The sequence below is a fragment of the Neobacillus sp. FW104-15D2 genome, from assembly GCF_058790155.1.
The window spans coordinates 1-13,719 of record NZ_JBYTCJ010000044.1 but is presented as its reverse complement, the minus strand read 5'-3'; the positions used below and the strand labels follow the sequence as shown (position 1 = coordinate 13,719).

9 protein-coding genes are annotated in these 13,719 nt (G+C 40.7%); 3 read left to right on the top strand and 6 right to left on the bottom strand.

What is annotated here, in order from left to right:
- The first annotated feature begins 206 nt into the window (after positions 1 to 206).
- Positions 207 to 2,072 carry a YhgE/Pip family protein gene (locus AC3WR0_RS23730; protein WP_492554573.1) on the top strand — a complete coding sequence of 622 codons (1,866 nt, stop codon included), beginning with the start codon at positions 207 to 209 and terminating at the stop codon, positions 2,070 to 2,072.
- A 65-nt stretch (positions 2,073 to 2,137) separates the two neighbouring features.
- Here AC3WR0_RS23730 and argH read toward each other — a convergent pair whose 3' ends face one another.
- Genes argH through AC3WR0_RS23705 form a run of 5 tightly spaced genes read right to left on the bottom strand, consistent with a single transcriptional unit; the run spans position 2,138 to position 8,775 of the window.
- Positions 2,138 to 3,628, bottom strand: coding sequence for an argininosuccinate lyase (argH, locus tag AC3WR0_RS23725; protein ID WP_492554572.1), 1,491 nt, complete (start codon positions 3,626 to 3,628; stop codon positions 2,138 to 2,140).
- 16 nt (positions 3,629 to 3,644) lie between these two features.
- Positions 3,645 to 5,333 (bottom strand): ABC transporter permease, encoded by a 1,689-nt coding sequence (locus AC3WR0_RS23720; RefSeq protein WP_492554571.1) that lies wholly within the window; start codon positions 5,331 to 5,333, stop codon positions 3,645 to 3,647.
- Entirely contained in the window at positions 5,330 to 6,433 is a 1,104-nt protein-coding gene (locus AC3WR0_RS23715) for an ABC transporter ATP-binding protein (protein WP_492554570.1), read from the bottom strand. Before AC3WR0_RS23715 ends, AC3WR0_RS23720 begins: the two co-directional genes overlap by 4 nt.
- 14 nt (positions 6,434 to 6,447) lie before the next feature.
- Positions 6,448 to 7,548, bottom strand: coding sequence for an extracellular solute-binding protein (locus tag AC3WR0_RS23710; protein ID WP_492554569.1), 1,101 nt, complete (start codon positions 7,546 to 7,548; stop codon positions 6,448 to 6,450).
- Between the two features lie 15 nt (positions 7,549 to 7,563).
- A complete protein-coding gene (locus AC3WR0_RS23705; protein ID WP_492554568.1) occupies positions 7,564 to 8,775 on the bottom strand; it encodes an ROK family transcriptional regulator in 1,212 nt (403 codons plus the stop codon).
- Between the two features lie 323 nt (positions 8,776 to 9,098).
- Here AC3WR0_RS23705 and AC3WR0_RS23700 point away from each other — a divergent pair, with 323 nt between their 5' ends.
- Positions 9,099 to 11,603, top strand: coding sequence for an NEW3 domain-containing protein (locus AC3WR0_RS23700; protein ID WP_492554567.1), 2,505 nt, complete (start codon positions 9,099 to 9,101; stop codon positions 11,601 to 11,603).
- A 72-nt stretch (positions 11,604 to 11,675) separates the two neighbouring features.
- Here AC3WR0_RS23700 and AC3WR0_RS23695 read toward each other — a convergent pair whose 3' ends face one another.
- Positions 11,676 to 12,185, bottom strand: coding sequence for a hypothetical protein (locus tag AC3WR0_RS23695; RefSeq protein ID WP_492554566.1), 510 nt, complete (start codon positions 12,183 to 12,185; stop codon positions 11,676 to 11,678).
- A 296-nt stretch (positions 12,186 to 12,481) separates the two neighbouring features.
- Between AC3WR0_RS23695 and AC3WR0_RS23690 the strand changes: the two genes are divergently transcribed.
- Positions 12,482 to 13,411 (top strand): metal ABC transporter substrate-binding protein, encoded by a 930-nt coding sequence (locus AC3WR0_RS23690; protein ID WP_492554565.1) that lies wholly within the window; start codon positions 12,482 to 12,484, stop codon positions 13,409 to 13,411.
- The last annotated feature ends 308 nt before the right edge of the window (positions 13,412 to 13,719 follow it).

Here is a 13,719-nt window from a genome sequence, read left to right as displayed (position 1 = left end):
TAAAATTAAGCGAATGAAAAAGAGACGGATTGCTTCCGTCTCAATCGCCTAAAACTCACTTGTTAAAAAATACAAACGAGTCCCTGAACCCCTTCTGAGTCATTTGCCTTATAGGGAACAATCAGCAGAGCGACTGAATGCAAATACCATTTCAAGCCATACTACTTTAGAAGGAAAAGGAAAATTAATCTAAGTGTGGTGGAATTATGCGTAATTTTTCATGGATTGTCCTCGAATGGAAAAGCCTTATTAAAGATCCAAAGAAGCTGATCCCTTTGATTGCTATTTTATTTATTCCGTTTCTCTATAGCGGAACTTATTTATGGGCATTCTGGGATCCCTATGCGCACACGCAGCGACTTCCGGTGGCGGTGGTAAATGAGGATGAACCCATTCAGTTAAATGGGGCGAATTATTCCATAGGGAAGGATTTAGTGAATGAACTCAAAAAGGAAAAAAGCTTTGAGTGGAAATTCGTGTCCAAATCCAAAGCGAACGTGGGGATAAGAAACAATCAGTATTACTTCAGCATACTGATACCGAAGGATTTTTCAAAGCGGGCTGCGGCATTAGCAACGGGCAACCCAACTCCATTAAATCTATATTACCGTTCCAATGTAGGAACAAATTATATTGCGTCCCGTATTGGTGAAGCGGGAGTAGATAAAATTCGGGAAAGGCTCTCGGAGACGATAAGCGAGAATTACGCCCGGGCAATGCTTGAGGAAGTTTATACAATTGGCCAAGGATTACAGAAGGCTGCCAACGCTTCTGACCAAATAAGCAATGGTCTGAATAAGGTCAATGCTGGAACTCTTAAGCTAAAAAATGAAATGGACAAGAACAGAGGTTCAATTCAGCAGCTTTCTATTGGTGCAAACAAACTTAGCAATGCCGCTGCTTCTCTCGCAGACGGTGCAAATACAATGCAGTCTAGTATGAAGGAAATAAGTAAAGGGATCGCTTCTGTTGAAAAAGGGCCTGGTGATGTCAAACATAACGCAGCTCAGCTAATGCAAAATGCTGGGACACTGAATACAAGTCTGCAAAGCTATGCAGCGGCACATCCAGAATTAAGTAATGACCCAGCCTTCCAGCAAATACTAGGAGCGAACCAGAATGTAAATGACGGAATCCAGCAATTACAAACTACCTTTGGCGTTATGTCCAATCAAAACATAACTACGTTAAGGGATGGAGCACAGACGATCACCTCCAAAATGAATGATCTATCTACTGGGGCATCCAAAATTGCTTCATCACAAAAGGCCATCGCCGATGGCACAGCCTCCCTATCTTCGGGATGGAATCGTGCTGTTTCATCATTAGGAACCATATCAAATAGTCAGAAGGAATTGCTAAAGGGAAGCAAACAGCTGGGAAATCAATTAAATACCGGCGCAAAGAAAATCGAAGCCATGCAATCAGGACAGCCTATTTATAAAATGATGGCCAATCCTGTCCATTTAAAAGAAGAACTAGTACACGATGTACCGAACTATGGAACGGGACTTGCTCCTTATTTCATATCGATTAGCTTATTTGCAGGCGCCTTACTCCTTTCTACAGTTTTCTCTTTTCGGGATACAATGGTTCCACCCCCTTCTGCTCTCAGCTGGTTTGTTTCAAAATTTGCGGTTTTGTTTGTCATTGCTATTGGACACAGTCTGATTACCAATTTCCTCTTGGTTCATATGGTGGGATTAAAACCCTTGCATACGGGCCATTTGTATCTGTTTTCTTTTTTTACAAGTTTAGTGTTCATGGCGATCATACAATTCTTGGTGACAGCTGGTGATAATGTGGGAAGATTTATTGCCATCATCCTGCTCGTTCTTCAATTGACATCGAGCGCAGGAACTTTTCCTGTTGAGCTGGTGCCTACTGCCCTTCAGCGTTTTAACTATGTATTGCCAATGACCTATACCGTGCAAGGTTTTAGAACGATCATTTCTACAGGGGATTATCAAATTCTCTTCCAGGATGTTTTAAGACTTTTGGCGTTTTTAATTGTTGCACTCTTGCTAACACTTTCGGTGCTCAGTATCCATAAAAGAAGAATAAAGGTATGAAAACAAAACCTCCCCAAATGATTGAGGAGGTTTTGGCATATTCACATGCTGACCTTTTTCTCTACTTATAAACTATACTCATCCAGCAGTTTTTTCTTAATCTTTAAGGTTTCCACTATCTTAAAATACTTACTGCATTCCCTCTCAAGCTTTTCCTTCCTTACGCCGATCATTCTTTCCACTTCTTGAGGACAAGGACCACCCTGAATGCTTCTGATTTCTACAAAGTATTCAGGTGAGATGATTTTTTTCCATTCTTCTTCGCTTAGCTTCACATTTGCATACTCGCTTATGATTTTGTTGATCTCGTCAATGTTCCAGTCATATAATTCCTTTTGCTCTTTTATCGTCTGTTTGGATATATAGCTGGCAATGGAGTGAGCTTTTCTAAAAGAAATATCATAATCCCTTGCCAATGTATCTGCCAGTTCTGTAATGGTAATACATGATTTCTTCGCCATTTTTTTCGTATGCTCACCATTCACTTTGATTGTCATAATGACGGCATACATCAGTTTAAACACTCGGCTTGCATTATTAAAAGCGCGGTATAAATGCGGCTGGAGGTCATCCTCTGTATCCACAATATCCCCAAATGGTGTGTTGTGGATCATATTGATAGCAGTAAGTGCATCTCCAACGGCACTGCTGGCAATGGAACGGGAATGTTCAATCGAAACAGGATTTCTTTTTTGAGGCATAATGCTGCTAACCTGTACATAGGGATCTGCTACCAAAAAGGTTCCAAACTCCCTGCTCACATGTAAAAGGAAATCCTGAATCCATCTACCTGTGTTAACCATACAGGTCATTAAGGCAGTTGAGGTTTCAAGTAAATAATCGGCTCCTGCAATCGAGTCATAGGAATTTTCAATAACCTTATCAAAGCCTAACAATTCACAGGTTCTGTTCCGGCTGATTGGAAAACCGGTAGTCGTCAAAGCGGCTGCTCCGAGCGGTGACTGATTAACGGTTTCATAGGCACTCCAAAGGCGCTTTATATCTCTTTGCAGAACATCATAGATTGCTAGCAGATAATGTCCCAAGGTAGTCGGCTGTGCCGGCTGTGTATGGGTATAACCAGTCAGATAGGTTTCCTTATGCCGTTCCGCCTGTAACAATAAAGCTTCACTTAATTGATAGCCATGTCCCAGGAACTCTAAAAAATATTCCCTCAGGACAAGGCGATACATCGCCACTCCCATATCATTCCGGCTTCTCGCTATATGGATCTTCCCTGCTAACTCTGTACCGATCTCTTCCCCTATTTTTGCTTCCATCATGAAAAATAAGTCTTCAAACTGGGGCTGATAAAAAATAGAGCTTATGTCCGTTTGGGCAACCTTATTAATGCCTTCCAGCATGACCTTGGCTTCTTCTCTTTTAATAATCCCTTGTTCTTCAAGCATCACGACATGGGCGCGATGGATATCGAACATCACATTAAATAAAAAGTCCCGCTGGTCATTAAAAACAGGCATCAGCAGCTCTTCCACATAGGTTTTTCCAGGAAAAGCTATTCCTTCATTGCTGATAAATTCCTCGATTTTGCTCATCTCTTCATCTCCGATTTTATGACAATGATTGCTCGGCTTTTACCCCGAAAAATTTATTCGATACAAACAGAACAATGGCAATTAACACAATCTGAATCATACCGTAGGCTGCTGCCTGACCCATATTGAACATTCTCAGCTGGTTCATGATTTCAATGGAAATAGGACGGTTTGATATCGTATATAGAAGAACCGATGTCGGAAATTCCCCTACCGCTTCCACGAAAGCGAGCAATGTTCCCGATAAAACGCCGGGCATAATGATGGGAAGAATAACCCTTCTAAAGGTATAAAACCATTTGGCACCAAGACTCCTCGATGCCTCTTCAATGGAATCATCCAATTGCTCCAGCACCGCATTAGTAGAACGAACCACCAATGGAATATGCCGGATAAAGTAAGCTAAAGGCAGGATCCAGAACGTCCCTACCAGTATATTTCCGAATGAGAAAATACTAGGTTCATTGAAGGCGAATATTAGATTCATCCCGATAACCGTAGCTGGCAAAGCCCATGGAATCATAACGAGAATATCAACAAGATTCTTCCCGATGAATTTTCTTTTTACCAGCAGATACGAAGTCAGCACACCGAAGATTAGGTTTCCAAAGGTGGCAATAAACGCTAGAATCAAGCTGTTCTTTAAAGGCTTGAATATATTTGGATCCTGCAATAATAAACGGTAGTTTTCAATGTTAAATACAGACGGATAGGTCTGGTATGTCCATGTCCCGTCCGGTACTAAGGAAAGAAGCAGGATGGTAAAGTGCGGCAGGAGCAGGATAATAACCGCGATAACACCCACCAATACCATAATCCATTTCAAGATCGGATTTTTCACTTCACTCCGGTGCGCCCCTATACCTTTTGATGCCATTCGGTAATCCTTCCGGTTCTGGTACCAGCGCATAAATAACAGAAAGACAATGGATACGATGGATAAGATAACGGATTGAGTAGCCGCAACCTCCATATCCCCGTTTAATTTTGAAAAATAAATCTGCAGGCTGAGCACCCGGTATCCTCCTGCCAATAGGAAAGGTGCGCTAAAGGATGCCATGGAAATCATAAAGACGAGCAGCGAAGCAGCGACAATGGCTGGAGTTAGCAAAGGAAACGTTACTCTCCAGAACACTTTAAAACGGTTGGCACCGAGATTATAAGCCGCTTCTTCTAGGCTTGGGTCAATTTTATTAATCGCAGATGATACGGTCATGTAGAAATACACATACATGGTATAGGCATGAACGATCAGGATTCCAGAAACACCGCCTATTTTAAACGGAACATTTTTCAGCCCGAATAAATCTTTAATGGCATTAGGAACTAATCCCGTTTCACCATATAAAAACATGAAGGCCATTACCCCTACCAGTGAAGGCAGAACAATGGGCATAATAGCAGCTGTCGAGAAAAAACTTCGTCCGGGAAAATCATAACGATTAAAGATAATGGCAAGCGGGATACCGATAAGGGCACTTGCGATTACACTTAGTACCGATATATAAAAAGAATTCCATAGCGCCTCTAAATTCGTCTTCGATTCCTGGCTGAAGAAGTCTTCATAGTTTCCAAATGTAATCCCGTTTTCCGTATGTAAGCTTTCAAAAAAAGTCCTTAAAGAAGGATAAAGTACATAGGCAATCAACACTAAAAGGACCGGAATCAGCAACAGGATGGTAAATCGGGTGTCACGCTTGATCATGAGCTCTCACCACTCAACATAGGAATGACCCGGATTTGGTCCTCCGGAAGCTGGACATAAACCTCTGATCCTTTTTGCAGTTTAACTGATTGGTTGTTTAAGAGATCTGCTTTTAAGCGCATCCCTTCCACACTTATCATTAAATTGATAACAGAGCCAAAGAAATAAACCTCTTCTATTTTCCCTTTTAAAACATTTGTTCCATCGACTTGCTGGTCATGAATTTTAATTGCTTCCGGACGAATCGAAATGGCCAAATCCCCCTGGTTTTCAGGATTTACATGAAACGGAGTATTTTTCACCGTCATTTCCTTCGGTCCAGCTCCTGTTTCTACAGAAAGGAATACTTGCTCATTGGTTTTTCTATTAATTCTGGCTGGAAATAAATTAATATCCCCAATAAATCCAGCAACAAAATCATTAGATGGCTCATTATAAATTTCTGCCGGTGTACCCACCTGGTGGCAGACACCATAATTAAAAACGGCAATTCGGTCACTCATGGACAAAGCTTCCGCCTGATCATGAGTAACATAGATAGTCGTGATTTTATATTCTCGCTGAAGCCTTAGGATTTCGCTTCTCATTTCATCCCGAAGCTTGGCGTCCAGATTACTTAAAGGCTCATCTAGGAGCAGAATTTCGGGCTCAATCACTAATGCTCTGGCAAGAGCGACACGCTGCTGCTGTCCTCCACTCAACTGACTCACCTGACGTTCTGAATATTGGTTCAGCCTTACTTTTTGCAATACATCCTGCACTCGTTTCTTTAACTCACCCGAAGATATTTTCCTAACCTTCAAACCAAATGCAACATTTTCAAAAACCGTCATGTGAGGAAAAAGGGCATAGTTTTGGAAAACCATGCCCGTATTTCTTTTTTCAGGAGGTACACGCGTCATGTCCTTGTCGCCAAAACGCACAATGCCCTTGGTCGGATAATAAAAACCGGCAATCATTCTCAGTGTTGTGGTTTTCCCGCATCCACTCGGGCCGAGAAAGGTAAAGAATTCTCCGTCCTTGATTTCCAAATTCAAATGATCAACCGCAATTACTTTTCCGAATGCTTTTTGGACATTTTCAATTTTTATCGACGCCATACCATTTACACTTCCTATTGTTTGATTTCTTTTTTACCATTCTTAATGTTTTCATCCCAATATTTCATCCAGTTGTCGCTTTCCTTCTGGAACACTTTCCAATCAATATCCATTGGTTTAATTTTAGTGTTGGTGATCCAGTCTGGAAGGTCTTTCACATCATCTCTTGTTGGAATGCGGTAAAAGTCTTTTGCAAGCAATTGTGCAGCCTCTGGTGTATTAACGAATTCGTAAAATGCTTTTGCGGCGTTTGGATGTGGAGCCCCTTTAACTTTTGCGATACCTTCTGTTAACACGGGTGTGCCGCTTTCTGGAATAACAAAATCAAATGGGTAGTTCTTTGTTTCCTTTAACATTACAACGTCTGGCATATCCCAAACGGAGATAGTACCTTCCCCTTTGGCAACCTTGTTGTACATCATTTCAGGATTTGCGGAGTATTCTTTGGTGTTGGCATCAAGCTTTTTCAGCCAGTCATAGCCTTTTTGAGGGTCATTTCCATCTTTATAGTCACGGTAAATGATCGCTGAAAAAATCGTTCTCATTGTTCCGGATGCAAGCGGGTAGCGGATGATAACTTTGTTATTCCATTTAGGGTCGAGTAACTCATCCCAGTCCTTTGGAGCGTCTTCCTTTTTCACTTCTTTGCTGTTATACATGATGACCTCTGGTGTCTGGCTTGTTCCAGTCCAGTTCCATTCCGGATCATGGAATCCGTCAGCAAGGCTTGATGCATAGGATGGTTTATATGGTTCCAGCAAGCCTTCATCCTTTGCCTGGTCGAAGTTTACAGAAGGTGCCCCCCACCAGATATCAGCCTGAGGATTGTTTTTCTCGGAACGGATCCGGTCAAGAACCTCCTGGGAGCCCATGTCGAGCCATTCCACATCAATGTTATATTTCGCTTCAAATTGCTGTTCGAATTTGGACAAAATATCCTTTCCATGCGGTGAATAAATAACCACTTTCTCCTCCAGCTTTTCCTTTGGTTTACTGGAGTTCTTAGGTGTGCCGGAAGTTTTCTTTTCTGTCTCCCCACCTCCACAGGCTGCTAGCAGCAGTGAAGCGGATAGCGTTAACGCGGTAAGAATGGACATCTTTTTCTTGTTTTTCACAATAAATCCCCCTCATTACGTAAATGTAATAGTGCTTTCATGTTCCCTTAAAAACAGTGAAACTGCCCCTAAAACTCCTGCGTTTTCCCCCAGCTGCGAAATCTTCAATTCTACTGAACTCGGAAGATAGTGATTCACTATACTCCTAAGCTTAGGCAGAATAATGTCGGATGACTTAAATACACCACCTCCCAAAATAATAACCTCCGGATTCAATAAACTGGCTGCATTGATGATTCCATAGGCAAGATGTTCAATCGCTTCATTGATCACACTTATTGCATCCTTGTCTCCATTTTCAGCCAGCTTGAACGCATTCTCTCCTGTCAGCCCTGTTGTTTCTGCCTGTTTATGTAATGGGTGCTCAGGATTTTCTTTTATTAATCTGGTTAAAGAATCGCCGATTGACTTACCTCCGGCTACACTTTCCAAATAGCCATAATGGTGAAAAACTGGCTTAAATTCATTTTTAATATGATTTTTATCTGTGACCATATAGCCGATTTCACCGGCCGCGCCATTCGTGCCGCGGTACAGCCGATTGTGGATGATAATTCCGCTCCCTATTCCCGTGCCGACAGCAAGAAACAGGACATTTTGCTTATTTTTAGCACTGCCAAGCCATTGTTCCCCAAGTGCGGCAACATTGACGTCATTATCTACAAAGACAGGGTAAGGTAAATGCTTTTTGGCTTCCTTGATAAATGGATAGCGAATCCAATTCAAGCTTGGCGCCTCTAATACGACTCCACTTGCCGTATCGGTAATGCCGGGCACGCCAGCCCCAATGCCTAATATCTTTTCTGGTTCAATTCCTGTCTTTTGGACCAAGGTATTGATCTCTTTAGCAATCTGTTTCATTAATCCCGAGTCTAAATACTGTCCCGTTTTGAAGCTGCTTTGAGCGAGGATCTTTCCGCTCAAGTCGCAAATTACGGTCTTTACCTTTGTACCGCCAATATCCGTGCCGATGACATAGGCTGCTTTTTCATTAAAAAATAGCTGTATGGGCTTTCTGCCGCCCTGCGAGGTCGATTCGCCTATTCCTTTTTCAAAAATCCAGTTTTCCTGAATTAATTCATCCACCAATATGGAAACAGTTGGCTTGCTAATATTAATCTTACCGGCGATTTCTGCCCTGGAAATGGGCGAATGATCAATGATGCATTGCAGTACCCTTCTTTTGTTTAACGACTTTAATTGCACGTTCTTTCCCATTACATTCATTTCATCACGGCCTTAATTTGATGGTTAGTAAGATTGATTAATTAACTGGATTATAACGCAGGCGGAAATACTTGGCAATTAATTTTTTGAATATTTTTTTAATTAGTAAAATTGTACGCTTTCCATAGGGCTTTCAGTATAGTCCTAATTAACTGTTTTAATTTTCTGAATATATATACATTTACATTATTATCCTATCATGTTATTTATTAGTTAGGGTTTCTTCTTCTGTTTGTTAGGAAGATTAACTAACCTACCGCAAATTCTTTTTATAAGGAGGGCCGAATTAGGAAATCATTTTAACTATGAAAGGGGTAAACATATTGAAAAAGTTATTTAGTGGGTTACTCTCTCTTCTTCTAGTTATTTCGTTATTGCCTTTAACCGGTATCGCCGAAGAAACACAACAACCAGATGTAGATTTGTGGAATGCGGTTAAACCGCTCAGTACCACTGTTGTATTCCTGAATACAGGTGCACACCCTGATGATGAACGAAGCGACTTTTTAGCCTATCTTTCAAGGGGATTGGGAGTCAAGACGTCAAGTCTGATTGCTAACCGCGGCGAAGGCGGCCAAAATGAAATCGGCAGCGAGCTAGGAAACGGACTAGGCATCATACGCTCCAGGGAATTGATTGAAGCAGCGAAGATTACAGGTGTTACTGCTTATCATTTAAGCCAGACGACCTCTGATCCGATTTATGACTTTGGTTTTTCAAAAAGTCCTGACGAAACCTTGAAAAAATGGGGAGAAGATCTGACGTATGAACGTGTTATCCGTTTTATTCGTACATACCAGCCGGATATCCTCATGCCATCCTTCCGCAACGTTCCAACCCAGCACGGCCACCATCGTGCCATGGAGATTTTAAGTGAAAGAGCTTTTAAGGATGCGGCAGATCCAAACGTCTATCCTGAGCAATTAAAGGAAGGCCTTTCTGTATGGCAGGTTAAAAAAATGTACTTACCAGCAGAAACAAAAGATCAAACTACTACCTCCATCGAAATCGGGATGTATGACCCGATTTACAAAATGACTTACCCACAATTGGGTGAACAGTCCCGCTTCATGCATAAGAGCCAGGGAATGGGTTCCAATATTCCGGCTGCTCCAAGACAGATCAATCTTGAATTGTTTAAAACAACCGTGGGCAATCAACCTGACCTATTTGCCGGTGTGCCTTACAATCTATCAGAATGGGCAAACACTCTTCCAAAAACAGAAAACGACCTAAAAGTGCACTTTAACAAACTCCAACAAGAATTCAACTCCATTATTTCTTCCTATCCGAACCGCGACCAGATATTTACGAAATCACAAAGTGCTTTAAAGCATGTACGTACAGTCCTTGATAAAATAAACAAATCTCAAAAGCTTGATGCAGACTTAAAGCGTGATTTGGTTCATAAGCTGAATCTCAAGGTTGAACAGCTTCAGAATGCAAGCTTTGTGGCATCCAGCCTTGATGTTAAAGCTTCTTCAGCCTCTACTATTTTAACGAAGGGCCAGACTACTACTGTTACCGTTACGGTTAAGAATAACGGCAAACAGGAACTAAAAGGTTTCAGTGTTGATTTAAAGGTTCCAGAAGGATATAAGGTTGTTGCTAGTAATAACGAACCGAACCTGACCCGTGGGGAAACAGCAAAACTAACTTATCAGGTAACCATTCCTGAGAATGCCGAGTTCTATCATCCATATAAAGAACCCGTGATCCAGACTCAGGTTCATTATAATTTTGATGGAACCTCAGTAAACCATACGGTTCAGCTGGATGGAACCATTGCCGTTCTTCCGGATGTGGCTCTCACCCTTTCACCTGAAGGATTGGTTGTCAATACGGCAGATGTGAAAAAAGAATACCCTGTTTCTGTAAAAGCGAAAAATCTGACTGGCGGCAAAACTCAAGCAGCTGTTTCACTAAAGGTTCCAGCGGGATGGACTGTGTCCCCTGCCAATGCCGTTGTGGATTTCAGCAGCCAGTTTGAAGAAAAGACAGTAGACTTCAAGGTTTCACCACCTGCTGAGGTAAAAGCTGGTGACTTTAGCATCGATGCTCAGGCATCCATTAATGGGAAAACATTTGGTTCAACCGTTCAGGAAATCAAATACAGCCATATCGGTACCTTCTATTATGTTTACGATGCAAAGGTTAAGGGCGTTGCTTTTGAACTATTGAAGGACAATAATCTTAAAATTGGTTATGTAGAAAGCGGATTTGACAAAGTCGCAGACTATCTATCAAATGCCGGATTAAACGTAACGAAACTGACAGCAGCTGATCTTGCGAATGGCGACCTTAGCAAGTATGATACGATCGTAACCGGCATCAGGGCTTATCTATCCCGAGATGATCTGCTCGCCAATAATCAGCGCCTTCTAGATTATGTGAATAACGGCGGACATTTAGTGGTCCAGTACAACAAGGTCACAGACCGCTGGAATAATTCACTCGCACCATTTTCGTTAACACCTGGAGATCCTCCAATCAAATGGAGAACAACAGATGAGGATGCTAAGGTTACTGTACTACAGCCGGAATCCCCTCTCTTCAACTATCCAAATAAAATTGGAGACAGTGATTGGGACAACTGGATTCAGGAACGAAGCATCTATTATCCAAGCTCCTTTGACAGCCGTTATCAAAAATTCGTCAGTATGGCGGACCCAGGCGAAGCACCATTTGATCAAGGTATCCTGGCTGCCAATTATGGTAAAGGAACATACATTTACACATCCCTTGTACTTTACCGCCAGATTCAGGAACAGGTACCAGGCGGCTACCGAATCTTCACTAACCTGATCAGCTACGGAACACAAAAATAATTTTAAAAAGAAAACAGCCCTGCAGAAATTTGCGGGGCTGTTTTTGTCATACTCAGTTTTTTATCAAAAACTTTAAAGTGATAATAATCTATCAAACATCTTTGTTTTAATAGTTTCGGCTGAGGATACATTTATCAATGGGAAACTTTCACTTTTTGCATGTTGAAGCCTAACCATATATATCAAGTCTGACAACAGGTTAGAAACAGGATCCTCCGAAGAGGGGCTTTGATTCAATTGTTCCTCAGCTACCTTCTTTTCATTTAATAAAACTTCCGTTGGCGGGGAAGACTCATATGGCAGATTTGTAAGGTTCGTCCCCTCCCCGGCGATTACTACCTCTGTATTATATTGCATTAACCCCGGTAACTCATTTCCTAAAATTGTCCTCGCATCTGTTGGTTTTATCGTTGTAAGCAGTTGGAAAAATATATTTGAAATTCTTGATGAAGTGAACATCGAGTCACTTACTTCTGGAAAAAATGCATGATTTTCGGATTTGATCAATTCAACAAATAGTTTCTCTGTATTAAATATACCGATTGAATTATTGAGGCTTTGAGAAGTAATTTTAATATCCATTAAAACAACAATTAAAATTGTCAGGAATATAAAAGAAACGAATAACATCGATTGAATAGTATATTTAAGTAGTGATTAAATTCATAGATTCATCCCTCCTGACCTCATTTATATGAGTTAGTGTGGAATTATATTATTCATTAATAGATAATAGATTTATAAAAAGCAACTCATTGACAAGGTAATACCTAATAAAGTACAATTCGTAATGCTTACGATTTATAGAATAAAGAACGACCATTTCAAATAAAATTACAATAGAAACATGACATTTGAATAGAAATGAGGAAATACTTGTGAAGAATTTCATTTACTTATTATTAATAATCACTTTTATTATAAGCGGATGCTCAAATAGCCAAGACAAAGAGCAGAGTACCAAAGGCGCTAAAAGACTACATATTGTCACCACCTTTTATCCCATGTACTACTTTACCAAACAAGTTGTTGGCAATAAGGCGGATGTTGATCTATTAATACCAAATGGTACAGAGCCGCATGATTGGGAACCTACAACCAAGGATTTGGCCAATATCCAGGACGCTGATATATTTGTATACAATAGCCGATACTTCGAGACCTGGACTAAAAAAGTGTTAAACAGTGTGGATACTTCAAATTTAAAAATTGTTGAAGCTGCCTCAGGGATTAAATTAATTAACGCTCTTGAGGAAAATAAAAGTGAATTGAATTCAAGTTCATCTAAGGATCCGCATGTCTGGCTTTCGCCCGTTTTAGCGCAGCATGAAGTGGAAAATATCACAAAAGCAATCATAAAAGCAGATGTAAAGAATAAAAACATATACCAACAAAATGCCAAATCTACTAAGAGCAAGCTTTCCGATCTGGATCTGCTATATAAAAACACCTTAAAAACTGCAACACAAAAACAATTTGTTACGCAGCACGCTGCTTTCGGCTACTTAGCGAGGGAATATGGGCTAAAGCAGATACCGATTGCAGGGCTTTCACCTGACGTTGAACCAAGCATGGGTAAATTGCAGGAATTAGCGGAATTAACAAAAAAGAATCACATTAAAATTATTTACTTTGAGGGACTTACTTCTTCTAAGGTTGCACAAACGCTTGCGGATGAAACTGGTGCAAAAACAGAAGTTCTAAACCCTCTTGAAGGATTAACGAAAGAAGATCAAAAGGAGAGATTGGATTATATAGGTGTGATGAAAAAGAACCTGAATAAATTGAAATTATCCTTATTCGATTAGACTGACCTGTAAAAGGGCAAGATACTTCAATTAAGTTAGTTCAGAAAACGTGGAGAGCAGTGTAATGAGCACACAACAAAGCTTGAGGTAAATTAAAGAAACCTCAAGCTTTTATTTATGTGCAGTGCTTATTGAAATAAATCCGCCTTTAGTCAAAGTTTACCTGCCTTTTCAAGTACAGAGACAAAAAAAAGGCCTATCACAATGTACTGCACCCCAAAAGTTAGAGCTAAATCTAACTTTTGGGGTGTTTATTTTTGGCTAAATATAGTGAACGATTTAAGTTGATGGTGGTAAGGGAATATCAA

What these genes read in the sequence shown, in the direction of transcription:
- AC3WR0_RS23730 (WP_492554573.1), top strand. Translation starts at nt 207, where the DNA reads ATGCGTAATTTTTCATGGATTGTCCTCGAATGGAAAAGCCTTATTAAA.
- argH (WP_492554572.1), bottom strand. Translation starts at nt 3,628, where the DNA reads ATGAGCAAAATCGAGGAATTTATCAGCAATGAAGGAATAGCTTTTCCT.
- AC3WR0_RS23720 (WP_492554571.1), bottom strand. Translation starts at nt 5,333, where the DNA reads ATGATCAAGCGTGACACCCGATTTACCATCCTGTTGCTGATTCCGGTC.
- AC3WR0_RS23715 (WP_492554570.1), bottom strand. Translation starts at nt 6,433, where the DNA reads ATGGCGTCGATAAAAATTGAAAATGTCCAAAAAGCATTCGGAAAAGTA.
- AC3WR0_RS23705 (WP_492554568.1), bottom strand. Translation starts at nt 8,775, where the DNA reads ATGAATGTAATGGGAAAGAACGTGCAATTAAAGTCGTTAAACAAAAGA.
- AC3WR0_RS23695 (WP_492554566.1), bottom strand. Translation starts at nt 12,185, where the DNA reads ATGGATATTAAAATTACTTCTCAAAGCCTCAATAATTCAATCGGTATA.